The sequence below is a fragment of the Streptomyces sp. NBC_01433 genome, from assembly GCF_026340105.1.
GTDB lineage: Bacteria > Actinomycetota > Actinomycetes > Streptomycetales > Streptomycetaceae > Streptomyces.
The window spans coordinates 186,909-201,906 of the sequence record NZ_JAPEPM010000006.1; the positions used below are offsets into that span (position 1 = coordinate 186,909).

14 protein-coding genes are annotated in these 14,998 nt (G+C 70.8%); 4 read left to right on the top strand and 10 right to left on the bottom strand.

What is annotated here, in order from left to right; genetic code table 11:
- Positions 1 to 180: 180 nt before the first annotated feature.
- Positions 181 to 1,308 (bottom strand): hypothetical protein, encoded by a 1,128-nt coding sequence (locus OG413_RS44385; RefSeq protein ID WP_266815710.1) that lies wholly within the window; start codon positions 1,306 to 1,308, stop codon positions 181 to 183.
- Positions 1,309 to 1,673: 365 nt separating this feature from the next.
- Here OG413_RS44385 and OG413_RS44390 point away from each other — a divergent pair, with 365 nt between their 5' ends.
- The 3 genes from OG413_RS44390 (at position 1,674) to OG413_RS44400 (ending at position 3,842) form a co-directional block, all read left to right on the top strand.
- Entirely contained in the window at positions 1,674 to 2,294 is a 621-nt protein-coding gene (locus OG413_RS44390) for a hypothetical protein (protein WP_266815711.1), read from the top strand.
- A gap of 76 nt (positions 2,295 to 2,370) precedes the next feature.
- The gene (locus OG413_RS44395; RefSeq protein ID WP_266815712.1) at positions 2,371 to 3,012 is read left to right on the top strand and encodes a hypothetical protein; all 642 of its coding nucleotides are present in this window, start codon (positions 2,371 to 2,373) and stop codon (positions 3,010 to 3,012) included.
- Entirely contained in the window at positions 3,009 to 3,842 is an 834-nt protein-coding gene (locus OG413_RS44400) for an endonuclease/exonuclease/phosphatase family protein (RefSeq protein WP_266815713.1), read from the top strand. The genes OG413_RS44395 and OG413_RS44400 overlap by 4 nt, the downstream gene beginning before the upstream one ends.
- A gap of 13 nt (positions 3,843 to 3,855) precedes the next feature.
- On the opposite strand, the gene OG413_RS44405 is transcribed toward OG413_RS44400, so the two are convergent.
- From OG413_RS44405 to OG413_RS44440, 8 genes are all read right to left on the bottom strand, one after another.
- Entirely contained in the window at positions 3,856 to 4,380 is a 525-nt protein-coding gene (locus OG413_RS44405) for a hypothetical protein (RefSeq protein ID WP_266815714.1), read from the bottom strand.
- A 131-nt stretch (positions 4,381 to 4,511) separates the two neighbouring features.
- Positions 4,512 to 4,892: a hypothetical protein gene (locus OG413_RS44410; RefSeq protein ID WP_266815715.1), complete on the bottom strand. Its 381-nt coding sequence runs from the start codon at positions 4,890 to 4,892 to the stop codon at positions 4,512 to 4,514.
- 22 nt (positions 4,893 to 4,914) lie between these two features.
- Positions 4,915 to 5,370 carry a hypothetical protein gene (locus OG413_RS44415; RefSeq protein ID WP_266815716.1) on the bottom strand — a complete coding sequence of 152 codons (456 nt, stop codon included), beginning with the start codon at positions 5,368 to 5,370 and terminating at the stop codon, positions 4,915 to 4,917.
- Between the two features lie 237 nt (positions 5,371 to 5,607).
- Complete coding sequence (locus OG413_RS44420; RefSeq protein WP_266815717.1) at positions 5,608 to 6,804, bottom strand: hypothetical protein; 1,197 nt, start codon at positions 6,802 to 6,804, stop codon at positions 5,608 to 5,610.
- A gap of 242 nt (positions 6,805 to 7,046) precedes the next feature.
- On the bottom strand, positions 7,047 to 8,270 hold the full coding sequence (locus tag OG413_RS44425) for a hypothetical protein (RefSeq protein WP_266815718.1): 1,224 nt from the start codon (positions 8,268 to 8,270) through the stop codon (positions 7,047 to 7,049).
- 150 nt (positions 8,271 to 8,420) lie between these two features.
- Positions 8,421 to 12,197: a hypothetical protein gene (locus OG413_RS44430; protein ID WP_266815719.1), complete on the bottom strand. Its 3,777-nt coding sequence runs from the start codon at positions 12,195 to 12,197 to the stop codon at positions 8,421 to 8,423.
- A 438-nt stretch (positions 12,198 to 12,635) separates the two neighbouring features.
- Positions 12,636 to 13,475 carry a DUF6292 family protein gene (locus OG413_RS44435; protein ID WP_266815720.1) on the bottom strand — a complete coding sequence of 280 codons (840 nt, stop codon included), beginning with the start codon at positions 13,473 to 13,475 and terminating at the stop codon, positions 12,636 to 12,638.
- 171 nt (positions 13,476 to 13,646) lie between these two features.
- On the bottom strand, positions 13,647 to 14,066 hold the full coding sequence (locus OG413_RS44440) for a hypothetical protein (protein WP_266815721.1): 420 nt from the start codon (positions 14,064 to 14,066) through the stop codon (positions 13,647 to 13,649).
- Positions 14,067 to 14,232: 166 nt separating this feature from the next.
- On the opposite strand from OG413_RS44440, the gene OG413_RS44445 reads away from it, so the two are divergent.
- On the top strand, positions 14,233 to 14,508 hold the full coding sequence (locus tag OG413_RS44445; protein ID WP_266815722.1) for a hypothetical protein: 276 nt from the start codon (positions 14,233 to 14,235) through the stop codon (positions 14,506 to 14,508).
- A 115-nt stretch (positions 14,509 to 14,623) separates the two neighbouring features.
- Here the strand turns inward: OG413_RS44445 and OG413_RS44450 are convergent, their stop codons facing one another.
- Positions 14,624 to 14,995, bottom strand: coding sequence for a fic family toxin-antitoxin system, toxin component (locus OG413_RS44450; protein ID WP_266815723.1), 372 nt, complete (start codon positions 14,993 to 14,995; stop codon positions 14,624 to 14,626).
- Positions 14,996 to 14,998: the final 3 nt, after the last annotated feature.

Genomic DNA, 14,998 nt, shown 5'->3' on the forward strand with positions numbered 1-14,998 from the left:
GGGCCGCAGTCGTGTCCCTTGTCCAACCAGCAGACGACCGTGGCGCCCGTGCTTGCCTGGGCAGATCTGGCTGAGCAGCTCGGAGTCAGCCTCACGCAGTGCCTGATTCCAGCGCTCTGCAACGCGCTCGTCGTCCCGCTGCGGCTGCCATGGGGTGGGCCGCGACCCGGTCGCCGCCGTTCAGAGACGGATGCGGTCGCGGTAGAACGGCGCGAGGACTCGGTGCAGCCCGTTCTCGCCCGCGTGACCAGCACGAAGCGAGCTGTCTTCCAGATCCCCGTACATCGGCTCCTCGTGGACGTAGCCCAGGGCACGCCAGCGCACCATGACGGGATCGTCGGCGTCATCCAACGCGTGCCCCACCGCTCCGAGTCGGTCGCGAATCTGCTCGTGCAACCGGGGGTGGGTGTATCGGAACGGTTCGCCGGCCAGCTCCTCCAGGTCCTGGAGGGTGATGTCGGCCGCGGAGACGGAGCGTTCACGGGCCAGCAGGTAGAGGCTGACGGCGAGGGCACCCGCAGCTTCGACATTGTCGATGCCGACGTCGAGAGTGGAGTGGGACGGGCGGAACTTCTCGTCGCCGAACGCGGGGGCCAGGGCGGAGCGCACCCGCTGCCACGCCTCGGCCCACAAGCTACTGCCTTCCCGCTCCGCCTGAGTGACCAGCTCGTCCAGGCGGTCGCGCACCGTCAGGACCGCGGAGCGTCCCAAGGGCAGTTCCGCGAGGTGATCCCACCGGTAGTACCCGAGGTCGAGGTCCTGGTGCATGTAGACGGCGTGGACGCGGTCGATGCTGATCTTGACGCGGGCCGGCCGGATCTCGCGAAGGCGGCGATTGAAGCGAGCGTCATGGACGTCGCCTGTGCGGTAGTACGCGAGTGTGGAGTGCGGCCACTCACGGTCCGGAGCCGGTCGTGGGCTGATGCCCTCGACAGTGGAGATGGCTTCGCGGACTTTGGTGGTCACCGCCGCGAGGGGCGGCTCCGGGTACATCGCGACGGTCACGGCACTCGGTCCGGGCCACACGGGGCCCAGCTCGGCGTCCACGTATCCGCCGTAGTCGGCCAGCTTCGTGCGGACCCGCTCGACCGCGTACTCCACCTGCTCCCGTGTCAGGGCGTGATGGACGCCGAGTACGGTCCAGTGCAGCCACTCGGCGGGTACGGTCCCCACCTGGTCGCCGTACTCGGCCAGCAGCTCGTGGTGCGCCTGCGTGTACTCCACGTACGCCGCGTCGTCCAACCTCGCCACGAAGTGCAGGTATTGGCCCTGCGCCCACGTTCTCTTCGGAGAGAAGAAGCTCTCCATGCCCCCACCTTTCACCCGCGGAATCACGCTCAGTGCTCCCGCACGCTACCGAACTCACGGCCGCACGCGGGCTCGAACGCACGGTCTGCAAGGGCGCTTGAGCCAAGGCGCTGCCTACCCTCCTTGCCCGACGTATATCCGTGCGGACCACGCGCGAGCGCGTGCTGACGCGCTGTTCCCCGTCCGCGACCGATCTGCGGGCCACGGCGGCGGGCTGGAGATGGGACTCCGTAGCCGCCGACTCCGCCCGGCGCCACCGGCAGGGAGCGCGGGGGGCGGCAGGCCGGAATGGCCCGTGTCCCTGTTCCTTTCCCGGGTCGAAGCGGGAACGATGGTCAAGAACTGGGAACACACGAGGGGGATCGATGAGCAAGGCAGCTGGAACCGTGCTGGCGGCGTGGATGTTGGAGACTCGGGTCTCGTCCCCGGCGGAGCACCTTTGCGTCCACGTGATCCCCCGCGACCTGTCGGCCGTGGAGGGTGAGGATGGTCCCGCTCTGCATCTGATGGCGCCGCCGAACGCCGAGCCGAGGATCAAGGAGAGCGCGTCCGTCGTGGTGGTGGACGCCACCGACGCCCCGTCGCCCAACGGAGCCTTCGATGTCCTCGAGGAGGCGGTGCGTGGGTATCCCGGGGTCCTGGTGGTCGGTGCCGTCACCGGCAGCTGCAGCGCGCTGGTGTGGGTGCGGGTCCAGCCGCCGTCAGTGTGGCAGCCCGTGGGATACACCGTGCACGTGCACACGAAGGGCGGACAGCCGGAGTTCTACGCGTCGGCCCTCTACGGTTGGATGCGCTGGTGGCTGGAGAACCTCGATCAGAGCGCTCTGCCCGCCGGCTGTCCGCCCAGCGTACTGCTGCCGCGCCCTCCGCAGATGGTGGAGATGGTGATGGCCGAGACCTCCACGCAGCTCTCGATCCGGCACACGGAACGCGTCCCCGACCGGCCCTTCGAGATCCACGACCCGCAGGACCCGCTCTACCGGTAACGTGCCGGGGGCGAGTTCCAGCCAGGTGGACGAAGTCTCTGCCTCAGTGATGCGGCCGACCGTACCGTTCCACTCCATGAAGCCGTTCGAGTTCAAGGCCGGCGCACAGCCGTGGCAAGCCGGGACGCTCCTGCACTGGTACGTCGAAGTGGACTGGGCCGACCCAAGACACCAGCCACTCAGCGACCTGGTCACGGAGTCCAACCAGGCTCTCGTGGAAGCCGGATTCCCCATCACGCCGGTGGAGTTGAAGTGGCTGCACATCACGGTCGACCAGATCAGCGTCCCGGCCGACGCGATCACCCCGGAGCAGCGGGACAAGCTCGTCGAGGAGGTGTCCGCGCAGTTCGTCGGCGTCGCGCCGTTCACCGTCACCGTGGGGTCGCTGCTCTCCTATCACAGCGGGGTCATCGCGGACCTCGCGCCGGACGAGGACCTGGCGACCCTGCACACGGCCGCCCGCGCGGGCGCACGGGCCGCGCTCGGGGATGAGGCGTGCCGATACCAGTGGGGGCTGCAGCACCTGACGACCGCCTACGCCCATGCCGAGGCCGACTCCGACGCGGCCCAGCGCATCCTGCGCCGCGTCCGTCCCAGCCACGCCCCTCTACACATCGGCACGGTTCATCTCGTCGACGTCACCGCCCAGACGGGTAGCGAGTCGAAGACCGTGACATGGGATCACCTCGCCACCATCACGCTGGGAGCGCCGGAATGACCACGCTCAGAGTCGTCACGTTCAACACCTTGTTCGGCGGCCACGACGACTTCGGCCTCGGCATCGGCGACCGATGGCACGGGCAGATCCCGTTCCTCAAGAGCCTGGAGGCGGACGTCCTGGCACTGCAGGAGTGCAACTTCTGGGACCTCCTGGGGAACCGGCGCATGTACAAGACCTTGAACGCCCTCGGCATGACCAGCGCCTATCTCGCCTACGCCAACGAGACCACCAGCGGTCACCGCTTCCACACCGTGATCATGCTGAGCCGTCGCGTCCAGCTCGCCGCACAGGGCACGGACCGGGATCGGTACCACCACGTCATGGGCTGGGCGAACCTGATCGTGCCGGGCCTGGACGGGCTGCTGGAACTACGTAACCTGCACCTGGACCCCTTCGATCCGCGCAACCGCGCGCGGGAGGTGTCGCCGCTGGGCGTGCTGGCCGCCCCCGGCCGCCGGTCGCTCGTTGTCGGCGACATCAACGCCATCGGCCTCGGCTACCCGGAACCTGACTGGACGCAGCTTGCGGCCCACGCTCAAAACGGCCAACTCCGGCTGCCCCGAGAGGGCGAGGTCTCCGATCGGGACGCGACCGAACTTCTGGGGCGCGCCGGGTTCCTGGACGCGAGCCACCCCTCCGGGCAGGGGATGGCCCCGACTGCCGCGTTCGGGGACGGCGACGTACCCCGGCGCCAGGACCTCATCCTCATGAGCCCCGCCCTGGCGCCGACGCTCGTCGACTACCAGGTGCACCTGGAGCCGATCGAGAAGGAGCTGTCCGACCACGGCGCCGTCAGCGCCACCTTCGAACTGAGCCGCCTCGCGTGAGCCCGCCGGGCGGTCAGGCCACGCTGCCCTGAAGGTAGTGGTGCGTGAAGCTGTGGTGCACCCACCGCGCCCCCGCGTCCAGCAGCGAGCCGCCGGGCGTCTGCTCGAGTGATGGAAGATCCCAACCGCTCGCGGTGTGGGTCACCGGCTCGTGGTAGGCGGTCAGCCACCGAACCAGGGCGGACAGCTTCGAGTCATCGCTCAGGTCGTGATGGCGCTCCGCCAGGCCGGCTCGGATGGTGTCCTCGAGTGACGGTCCGTCCCCGTCGGCGCGGCGCGGGGCGAGCGCGGTCACTATGTCTTCTACCGGCGCACGCTCGGGCTCGCTGTCGAGCGGGCTCGCGTACAGGAGCAGGGCGATCGTGGGAAGCGCGAACGTGAAGGGTCCGCCGGTGTCATGCTTTGGCCAGACCGGCTCCAGCAGGGTTGCCGAGCGGCGCAGGGAGTCGGACCACCGTGCGTCTCGCCAACTGCCGTTCTCCGCCATGCTGAAGGCCATTCGCCCAGCCGACCACCACAGATTCCGCATGTCTGCCATGCCGTCAAGCTACGTGCCTGTGACTGCCGGTGTCCGTCACTTCGGTCAGGCTCTCCGATGGCAAGTTCGAGGTGTCAGGCCGGGACACGGAGCCGTTGAGGATCACGAGGCGGTCGGTGCGAGGGCCTGCGTCAGCGGTCAGCCGGAGGGTCCTGCCCCTGCGCCAGGATGATCTCCGTGTGGTGTGCTCGGATCGAGAGCGGAAGGCCGGCGGCCTTGCGGGCTCTGCGGTAGGTCAGCGCCCACCCCATGTGCTGCCGCGGGTCTCCGTCTGCGTCCTTCTCAATCCGCCACCACAGCCAGCCAAACGAGTGGGTGCGGCCCTCTGCGAAGGGGGCCATGAAGGCATACGACGGCAGACTGCTCACGCCCGTCAGCGCTTTGGCGATCGTCGGGATGGTGCCGAGTTTGACCAGGTCCTGCCGGGTCTGCGAGCGAGCAAGGTTCGCGGCGCCCCGGTACATCCCGACCAGGAACAAGCCGGCGACGACCGCGGCGATGGCTATGAGCACCAGCCACCCTGTGCTCATACAGCTACGCCGTGCTTCCGACGAGAGAACGGACCGCGCCCAGCGCTTCCTGCCCGTCAGAGAGCACGGCGATCGACGGCTGGTCCTGCGCCGCCGCCGTGTCCATCAGCAGCGTCGTCAACCGCCCCGTCAACCGCCCCGTCATCTTGTTGATCTGCCGAGGCCCGCGTTCGACGTACAGCTCGTTGAACATCGTGACGATCGCCTCGCGGTGGATCACGGGGCCGTCCTCTCCACTCAGCTTTCGCAGCGCCCGCTTTTCGAAGCGGTTCGGCTTCCACCGGCCACCGGCAACGTCCGCGCTCAAGTTTTCGGCCCGCGCCTGCAGGTCGCGCATGCCGTCCCGCCCCAAAGAGAACATGGGCAGATCCTGGCATGCGGCAGCCAGATACGGAACGCGAACAAGGGATGGAGTGTGAGCGTTCATGCAATTCCCCATCAGCGGCACCTTCGGCTCCACGTAGTTCCCCATCTGGTTGCGGAACGTACTGCTCGGGGTGGCAGCACTTCAGCCCCGCGGCCCGGGCCACAACCCGTGCCCGGCCGGTCGGAACAGGCCCCAGCCCTTCCACCGCGCGGCGATGACAAGGGACTCGGCCCGGCGGTTCGCACTCATCCGGTGAAAGTGTCAGCCGATGCCGAACTCCTGCAAGCAGGCGCCTCCTTGAGTGGATCGGTGCAAGCGCGGCGCGCGAGCTCAGGGGCAGCCGTACTTCTCCAACACCGCGCGGGTGTCGCTGTCCTGCGGTCGCAGCGGGTGTGTTCCCCCGTCCTCGGCCGGTTCGAGGCGCAGCGTCGTGTCGCCGCTGATCGGGCGGACCACCAGCGTCTTGCCCACGGTCTGGGACTGGATCTCATCGAGCCGATAGGGGCTGGCGGCCAGGCATCCGTTGGTGAACTGGCGCTCGAAGCGGTCGAGGGCATCCGCGAAGAAGTAGCCCGCGACAGGGCCCTGGACCTGCATCACCACGCAGGCCGCGGCCGCCGCGGCGACGCCGGGTAGCGCAGCGGTGAGGCCCGGCAGCCGCATCAGGCGCGGGCCGAACCGGGACACGGCGCCGGCGCCCAGGCCCGCCACCGCGAAGGAGGCGAACAGGAACAGCATCGGATGGTCGGTGAGGATGCGTGCCTTCGCCGCCACAGACCACGGAATGGCGGCGAGCATGAGCACCAGCCACCCGAGCCCGCCCACCGTGACGATCTGGGCCGTACTCAGCTTCTCCGGCCACCGGGCCAAGGACGGCACCGCCTGCTGCTCACGGCCGATCCAACGGGCCGCTCCCCGCCGCGCGGGCCGTCCTGCCGGCGCGGCCGCGGGACCATGGTGGTGTTCGAGCAGCCGCAGCACCACGGTGCCGAAGGTCTCCGCTCGTTCATGCACGGCTTGTTCATCGCTTTCGAGTTGGCGCAGTTCTGTCCCGCGTCCCTGCTGTAGGCGCCGGCTGCTCCCGCGGGCGAAGGTCTGGTTGACCCAGTGCCCGGGGTCAGGGAAGCCCGGCAGCGTCGGCGCGGTCCTGCCGGTGTCGAACTGCGGCGACGAGCGGTCCGGGATGTACGCCTCGTAGAGGCGGGGGCGAGTCCGGCGGCCGCGCAGACTCGCCTGCAGCGCCCTGATCGCCTCGGCGACATCGTCCAGCAGGACGTCGGAACCGGCTGCCTCGACCTGGGCGAGCAGCTTGGGGCCGGGCAGTGCCCGCCACACACCACCGCTGCGGTCCTGCGCCCGTTCCTTCCAGGCCTGGCGCAGTGGACGCGGCCACACCACAGCGGCCGGCATCCGCACCGGCGGCCGGCCGTTCGAGAGGTGCGCGCGCAACAGCGCGACGGCACTGCGAAGGTAGTCCGCTTCGCACAGCCGCCAGAGCGCCACCGCCGTGGTCAGCCGGACATTCATCGCTTCACCCGCTACGACCGCCGCTTGGCACTCCTCGACACGCTCATCTGCCGCGCGGACTGCTCGGCCCTGCGCGTGCAGAGCTGCGATCGCCTTCCCCCATCGGGCCTGTGTCATCTGCGACTACCCCTCCCTCACCATCCGCCAGAGGCTACCCAACAACGCGGATGTGCGTACGGCCAGTTCAGGGCCGACCGGCAAGGCCCGCATCCCTGTCGGCTGAGCAGGCCGGACAGCGGGGTTCACGAACCTCCGCGCCGCGAGAATCCGAACAGGCGCTGCCATCCCCGTACCAACGGGGACTGGGCGGCAGGAGCGGGCGCCACGAACGGCGGGTGCACGGGGACTGGTGGGATCACCGTGTCCGTCGGCCCCCCGGCCTCGTGTGCTGCCAACGTGGTCTGCACGGATTCGACCGCCGGCTCGGGCTCCGCCTCGTGTGACGCGGAGGAGGCTGTCACCGGAGCGGGATCTTCGGTCCGGAGGGCCTTTGCGGGCGCCGGGTCGGGCTCGGTGCCCGATTCCGCCGGGGGCGGGGCGTGCACGGTCGCGTACGTCTCGCGGGCGCGCTGGTTTCGCCAGTGGAACCGGCTTTCCTGCGCGGTGTAGATCTCGTCCATCACGTGGTGCGCGTCGGCGGGCCGGAAGGTGCCCCGAGTGCGCGTGAGGGAGGCGAACGCGATGGGCACCAAGCCCCAGGTGTGGGCGTCGGGTGCGGGGCGCGGCTTGCTGATCCTCCAGTCTTCTCGCGGATCGGAGCGCCACCGCGGCCAGTTCGTCCAGTCCTGCCCGCTCTGGACCGGGTGCTGGAAGCGGCGGATGCCGTAGGGGACGAGGACCACTTTCCCATCGAGCCAGTACACGTGGCCGCCGGCCGCGAGGATGGCCTCCTGCTGCTCGTTGGGGGCCACTTGCTCGTGCAGGACGTCCTTGCCGCGCAGCCACACGGGGTGCGCATCGAGCGCGTTGAACTGGGCGAGGTCGCGTTTGAGGAACCACACGTGCTGCGCGCCGCCATGCTCGTCGCGCACCGCCAGAATCCTGCGCCGGATCGCCTCCGCCCCGGGCAGCTTCTGTGTCGGGGCTTCGAAGATCACGGTGGTGGTGCCGCACTGGGCGATGACCGCGGGGGGCATCCCGGACGGGTCCGCCGGGTCCTCTCCGGGAGAAGTGGTGGTGCAGTGCGCGATACCGGCCAGCGCACGGATCTGCTCGCGGAGGCGGATGACGACTTCGTCGGCGGCGTCGAGCAGGGCCTCTTCCTCCGGCCTGCTGCAGCCTTCTCCACCGCGATGGGCGAAGTACGGCTGAACCTTCGCGCCGGGCAGGGTGCCCTTGAGGATCAGCCACTCTCCGCAGACCCGGCACCGGTAGCGGCCGTCGGCCATGCCGGGTGGCAAGCCCTCGATGTCGTCGTCGGCCCATACGGTCTTCTTCGCTTCGGTGTCCCAGGCGCTCCTACCCATGCGGCTGATCATGTCCGGCGCCGGGGCCCGGCCGCCAGGGGGCCGCCCGTCCGGCGGGCGGCACCCTGCAACGGGACCCACCCGGCGGGAATCACCTGGGCACCGCCTCCCGCCCTGCGGGCCGCATTCGGGTGGCGCGGTGATCCCGGGTCAGCTGGCCGGTTCGGTGGCAGGGATCCAGCCGGGCTCGGGGTCGTCGGGGTCGGCCAGCACCGCGGTGAGACGGTCGGCGCTGATGTGGGGGACGCGGGGGTCGGCGAGGAACGCGGCCGGCTCGATGGTGCGGGTGACCATCAAGGGCAGGACGCGCCAGTCCTGTTCGCCGCTGACGCCGCAGGCCGCTGCCGCCTGGCGGGGGTGGGCGGCGATGGTGGCGGTCTTGGCCAGAAGCTTGTCGCGGTAGCGGGTCGTGAACTTCTGGATGTGCTGGAGCAGCGCGTGGGGGGCGACGGCCCCGGTGGGGTTCTTCGCCTCGATCACCCACAGCCGTCCGGTCGCCGGATCGGCGACGAGCAGATCAATCTCTCCGCTCAGGCCACAGATGCCGAGGGCGGCGGCCGTCTTCTCCAGGAGGCGGAAGCGGTGCGGCAGCCCGACGGCTCCGGCCGCCTCGCTGATCTCGCGCTCGAGGTGCTGGTCGAGTTGCTGGCGGTGGCGCAGCAGCGCCTGCGTGACCGGGGCGGGAAGGTCGGGGTGAGGGAGCCGGCCGTCGTCGAGATAGGCGGCGTACGCCTCGCGGGCGGCGCAGGCGAGCCAGGGCAGCACGAGCAGTGTCTGGCCGGCGTCAATCAGGGGGTGCATCAAGGGCCGTGAGCGGCGTTCGACTTCGGTGTAGGCGTGCGGGCCCGTGCCGGCGGCGTTGCCCGGGTGCAGCCTGAGCCGTTCAACGGCCGCGCGCAGATGGTCTGCGGGCAGGGCGGACCAGGCGGCGCTCTCGGCGACCAGGTCCTCGGTGGTGACGGCGGCGGTTCCCTCCGGTCCGGTGGCCCAGTCGGCTGCGGTGGAAAGGACGGCGCCGAGCGAGGCGAAACCGCAGCCCCAGTGCTGATGAAGCAGCTGATCGGCTTGCGCGAGCTGGCTGCCGGCGGGCAGGTCGGGCGCGGTGAAGGCGGCCTCGGTACGCGCAGCCGGGGCGGCGAGTACGGAGGCGGCGTCGGTGAGTTCAGGCTTCGCTGCGACGGCCTGGGCGATCAGGCGCTGCTGCCGGGCACAGTGGTAGGCGTCGGCGTCGAAGCCCACATGCTCGCTGCTCACGGTGTCCTGCGACGGGACGGTCTCCGTTTCGCCGGCGCCTGAGCCGGAGGTGAGGGTGAAGACGCCGCTGGGGTCGATCTCCAGGTGGAGGTCGTGCAGGCGGCGTGCGGCGGTGACCGCGGTGATGCCGCTGTGCAGCACAAGTTCGGCCAGCGCCACGAGCTCGGCGACAGCGAGGACGTCGACGGGCCGGCCGCCGGCGGGCGGGCCGGCCAGTGCCTGCTGCAGCAGCAGGTGCAGGGCGGAGGTGGCCCTGGCCCCGTCGACCTGGCGCCGCCCGGCCTCGGCTATCCAGTTCGCCGCCCAGGGGGCGGCGAGGTTCACCGCGCTCTGCTGGTCCGAGCGGGTGCGATCAGCCCAGGCGGCGTTCAGCTGCCGCGCCAACTCGCCCACCAGAGCGGGCTGGTAGGCGCGGACCTGCTCGTCGAGTTCACTCTCCAGCGCGTGCAGCAGCTGCTCGGCGGGGCCGCCCCGGCGGTAGGCGTCGGAACCGCGCCAGCTGCCGGCTGGCACGCCTGCGCGCCGTACGGCGGCGGCCGCGGTGCGCAGGGCTCGGGCGTGCATGTGCAGGGAGTGCGGCAGGGTGAAGGCGGGGGCCGTGGCGGGCCACGCGTTGGTGGCGGCGGCTACCCGCAGCACCGGGTACGCGGTGTCCCAGGCCTCGGTGAAGGCTTCCGCGTCAGTGCCCGGTCCGGCACCGCGGCCGCGGCGGACCTGCCCGATCAGGTGGTGCAGGAGCCGGCCCAGGATGCGGTGCCCCTGGCGGCCGTCGCCGCTGAACGCAGCGAGCAGCGGCGGGTCGACGTCGATGCCGATCCGTCCGGCCTCCGGATCCGCCCCCGCTCGCAGCAGCAGCCACTCCTCCACCCCCGGACCGCCGTCCCCGCTCGCGTCGTCTCCGGCAGGGCCGGGCGTCGCGGCGTCCGCATCCGGGCCCGCCTGCCGGTGGGGCTGGTGTGCAACGGTCACCTGCACGACGAGCGGCGCACCGCCGGGAAGTGCGGCGTGGACGGCGGCCGGCGCGATGGTGGTGAGCGCGGTGCGCAGCGAGTTGGCCAGTCCGGCGATCCCGGCCGCGTCCAGGGCAGCGCCCGGCTCGCGGGAGGGGACGGCGATGACCGCCAGCGGCGGGAGAGTAGCCGCCAGCACCACCACCGGGCCGGCCGCCGTGGCGTCCTCAAGATCGGCGTACACGCCGGATGCGCCCGTCTCCGGTTCGCTCAGCCGTGTGAACCGGAAGTCCTCGGCGAGCGGGAGTCCGGCGGCGGCCAGGACCTCGTCGACGCCCGCGCGCGCGGCGGCCCGTTCCCAGACCTCGTCGCGTACGGCCTCGGGGACCATGGCGACGTCGTCGCTGTCGGGGCTGGGCGCCAGCAGCGTCCCGCCGCGGTGCCAGGCCGACCACGCGTCGAGCGCGTCACGGTAGAAGACTCCGTGCACGCCAGGATGCTCGGTCAGTTCCAGGACGAACAGCGCCAGGGCCGCGATGTCGCCCTCGGCGTCGTGCAGGATCTCCGCCACCTCTTCCACGTGGAGGAAGAGGGTGTCCCGGATCAGCTCGGGCCCAAGGAACCGTGGGCCGCCGTAGACCACGAGCCGGCCGCGGCCAGCGGGGACGTCGGCGTCGGCGAGTGCGGCCCGGCCTTCCTCGACGCGGCCGGCCAGGGCGCCGTCCGCGAGAGCGCTGACGACGGCGATGTCGTAGCGATGGCTCGGCGAGGAGAGCAGGCACACCGGCCCCGGCCGGGCGGGAACGGCTTCCAGGCCCAGCAGTTGGGCGAGCCGGGCGACCGTCAGCTCCTGCATGCATTCCTCGGCCGCCTCCAGGCCCGCCGGAGGCAGGCAGGTGAGCAGACGGGCCACGGCCGGGGCGGCGGCCTCCGTCGCGGTGCCGGCCGGTACGGGCAGGCAGCGTCCGTGCGCGGTCACCGCCACGATCGGCCCGAGCAGCGGCACCTCGGGGTGGTAGCGCAGTGGCAGATCCTCGACGCGGCACGTCAGCCACTGCAGTGCCCGCCCGGCGCGCTCCGGGCATCGAGCGGCCTGCACAAGCTGTACGGGGTCCGCGCAGGCGATCGCGGCGGCCGCGCGGACCTCGGCGGGCGTAACCCGGCAGGACACTTCGCGGCCCTCCTCACTGTCCGCGACGGCCGCGGGCTCCGGCCAGGCAGCGCAGAGCGCGGCGAGGCTCCGGTCACTCAGGCGCAGCACCAGCTCGAGGACGTCCTCCGCCCCGAATCCGAGAACCTCGCGCAGAGGCGCGTCGACAGCCACCGCGGTCATCTTCAGGACGCGCAGAACCAGCAGGGGGTGCGCGAGCTGCCCGGGGTGGACCAGCAGACGGTCCCCGGCCACGGTGAACCGCACTCGGTCACGGACATCCCCCGGACCCCGGTCCGTCACGACGCCTCGCCCCGGCGCCGCCCGCACAGAGGCCTCCACCAGTACGGGCAGGTCGGCGGCGCCGGCCGGGATGCCACCGCGGGCCGGGGTGCGCAGAACGCGGGTGAACAGCAGCAACAGATGATCATGAAAGCGGGCGCTGTCCGGTGAAACGAGCGCTGCCTGGAGGAGCACGATCAGCGAGTCGGTCGAGAACCGGGCCATGGCCCGGTCAAGGACCTTCCACTCCACCCGGCGGTGCTGTGCGGAGGTGACGTGCCTGGCGCTCATCGTGCGTCCGTTCCCCGAACCGGCTGACTCAGAGAGACAGCCTCGCAGGCAACTCCCCGATCCCGCCCCTGGTTTGCTCCGATGACGACCATGGGGTACCGGCCGGAGTTGTCCCGCAACCCGCCATCACCCGGTGTGCGGGCACGAAAACGGCCCCGGCCGCCATGCACGGGGGGACGCGGCGGCCAGGGCGCGTTGTCGCCAGCCTAGCGACCAAATCGTGTGAAGAAGGCGTCATCGGAGCGGATTGGGCCGAGGCGCCGAAAACACATGCCGAGTCCAGCATCCCCGACGACATTCACCATGCACCTGCGCGCTCGACTTCACCCCTGCTCAGCGGCACCACCGGCGTCAACTACGACCCGGCGCCCAGGTTCGCGACACCCTCGCCCGGTTGATGCCGGCCGGTGCCGACCCCTCCACACCCTGGTGTCGCGTCTACGCGGCCTGCCGCGCGCCGCCGGCCGGGTGGGCGAGGTAGGCGGCAAGGGACCGCTCCAGGTCCAGGTTCACGTCCGTCGGGTCACCGGTGACGGGCGGCTCCAGCACGTAGCCGTGAGGCGGGCACCAATCGCTCCTCGGCTCTTCCAGGCCCGGGAGTTGCTCGGCCGCCAGCGCCCCGCCCCACAGGTGCGCCACCTCGGCGGCGACTTGCCCGGGCAGGGCCATCAGGGGGCAGGCCAGGTCATTCAGACAGCTGCCGAGGGACTCGCCGTGGGCCGCTTCGAGGAAGGTGAACCACCCGCGGGTGTCCGTCCACCCGACCACCCATCGCCGCGGCTGTCCTTCATCGGCTTCGCGGTCCGCATAGTCCTCGCCGAGCGTGATGTAGATCCGGCGGTCTTCGTCGACCTGAACATCCCAGTCCGCGATCTGCCCGCCGAGAGCCTCGATCGCGCAGGCGACCGCGCGGCCGTAGGAGTCGGCGGTCTGGGAGAAGGGAACGGTGCCCCAGATTTCCGCAGCCTGATCATCGATCATGCCCCGCTCGCTGCGGGACAGCTCCAGCCGGCCGCCGTCCGGGAAGAGGTCCGTCGGGTTCTGGCCAGCCGCGATGATCCAGCCCGACCAGTACAGGTCGCTCTCCAGGTCCCGAAGGCCGTGCACGGTCGAGGTGCAGCTGCCGATCGTCATGGCCAGCGCGCCGCGCTCGCCGGGAGCCAGCACGGCAGCGGCGGTTCGCGGGCTGCGCAGTTGGCGAAGAGCTGAGGTGTACTTCGCGCCCTGGAGGGCGGCCTGTCGTGACTTCTTGGCGGCGGTGGACTGCTTCTTCGGCATGCTGTACTCCCTGGCGCGACGATCCCACGCTGCCGTCGGCAGTCAGTACTCATACCGGGCAGAACACCTCAACGCGGGCCCCGGGAGACCTTGGCCAACTGGGTCACCGAGCGGCGTGGGCGCCGGTGACGGCAGCGGACGGCAGTACGCGACTAGCCGTTGGGACCCACGCTAACGCGTACCACTGACAACGCCCCGGCCCTCCGGGGGTGCGCGCCTCTCGGGGTCTGCGGTCAGCTTCGTGCGCCGGTACTCGGCGGTGAGCCGAGCAGTGCTCTCGCCGGTGAAACCGTCGGCTTCCTCCAGCGCTTCCGCAGGCAGCAGATCGACCGGGGCGTACCCGGGGGCCTGCCGCCCGGACAGGTGGCCACACAGCGCATCGAGACGGTCGAGGAGCGCCGCGCGTCGTGCCTGGTTCTCGTCGAGGGAGCGGAGCCACTCGTGCCGGCCGCGGGCATCGGACGGGCGCGGCGGCAAGGTGCGCCGGATCCCGTCGGCCCGCTCGGTGAGAACGTTGCGCACGGGCACACGGAGCAAGTCGACGAGTTCCCGGCCGTCGCGCTCTCGCACGTCCGTCATGGTCGCGGTCATGAGATCACTGTCGCAGCGGCCACTGACACTGGCGGTGGCGCGCCCCCGGTTCGCTCCGGGCCGGGCAGCGCAGCACCGGGACGAGAGTGGGCCGATTCGGGCCTGCCTGCTTGTGCGGGAGCATAGGCTCAGCCGACAGGCACCGACCTCGAGCGAGGAGCCCCTTATGACCGACCAGCACCCCCACCCCGGACGGGTCGCGCCATTCGTCCGCGGAGGCGAGAAGAAGAGCGTTCTCGAGGTCGGGACGTCGCAGCTCCTTGGCGCCGGGCTCGATGCCGGCGAGAGCTGTGAGCGGGTACTCCTGGACTGCCAGCCGTCTGCCACTGGCTGGACGCCAGTCCTTCTCGACACCCCCGGCTTCGCCAATACCTCGCTGGAGGAGAAGAACTCCCTGCCGGCCTTGCCCCTGCCGGGGCCGATGTACCCAGCTACGCGATGAGCGGTCCCACGAGCCCGGCCCTTGCAGACCTGCCGACCGGCGTACGGATTTAGCCGGAGATGCGGCATATCCGAAGTGTGGGAAAACGCTCTCAAAGCGGACCGCTGGGGGCCGCTCAGGTGGTCCAGTTCTTGAAACGAGCGGCGATCTGCCGAACGTCCAGCGTTCCAGCAAGCGTCGCCTCAACCAGGTCGCCCACCTCGTCGGCCTTCGCCGACACGGTCAGGCCGCACATGTTCAAAAAGCCGTACGCAACCGAAAGAGCGAAGATTTCGTTGGAGTGGGCGAGCGCCGGCACCCGCAGCAGGCTGTGCAGCAAGGAGGCCGCCCGGTGATGCGGCTCCGGATAGACGACCTGATCCATGATCGTGTCGCTGTGCCGGGCCACGGCCGCGGCTGTCGCGCCCCAGTCAGAGATGTCCGGGTGGTCACCGAGGCGCTGCTCGAGGATTTCCAACAGCCAACCGCGATCGATCGAGAGCTGCACGAA

Excerpts from the sequence above, each read along its gene's own strand:
- OG413_RS44440 (WP_266815721.1), bottom strand. The coding sequence starts at position 14,066 with ATGACCGCGACCATGACGGACGTGCGAGAGCGCGACGGCCGGGAACTC.
- OG413_RS44435 (WP_266815720.1), bottom strand. The coding sequence starts at position 13,475 with ATGCCGAAGAAGCAGTCCACCGCCGCCAAGAAGTCACGACAGGCCGCC.
- OG413_RS44400 (WP_266815713.1), top strand. The coding sequence starts at position 3,009 with ATGACCACGCTCAGAGTCGTCACGTTCAACACCTTGTTCGGCGGCCAC.
- OG413_RS44420 (WP_266815717.1), bottom strand. The coding sequence starts at position 6,804 with ATGAATGTCCGGCTGACCACGGCGGTGGCGCTCTGGCGGCTGTGCGAA.
- OG413_RS44430 (WP_266815719.1), bottom strand. The coding sequence starts at position 12,197 with ATGAGCGCCAGGCACGTCACCTCCGCACAGCACCGCCGGGTGGAGTGG.
- OG413_RS44405 (WP_266815714.1), bottom strand. The coding sequence starts at position 4,380 with ATGGCAGACATGCGGAATCTGTGGTGGTCGGCTGGGCGAATGGCCTTC.
- OG413_RS44425 (WP_266815718.1), bottom strand. The coding sequence starts at position 8,270 with ATGGGTAGGAGCGCCTGGGACACCGAAGCGAAGAAGACCGTATGGGCC.
- OG413_RS44390 (WP_266815711.1), top strand. The coding sequence starts at position 1,674 with ATGAGCAAGGCAGCTGGAACCGTGCTGGCGGCGTGGATGTTGGAGACT.
- OG413_RS44395 (WP_266815712.1), top strand. The coding sequence starts at position 2,371 with ATGAAGCCGTTCGAGTTCAAGGCCGGCGCACAGCCGTGGCAAGCCGGG.
- OG413_RS44445 (WP_266815722.1), top strand. The coding sequence starts at position 14,233 with ATGACCGACCAGCACCCCCACCCCGGACGGGTCGCGCCATTCGTCCGC.
- OG413_RS44385 (WP_266815710.1), bottom strand. The coding sequence starts at position 1,308 with ATGGAGAGCTTCTTCTCTCCGAAGAGAACGTGGGCGCAGGGCCAATAC.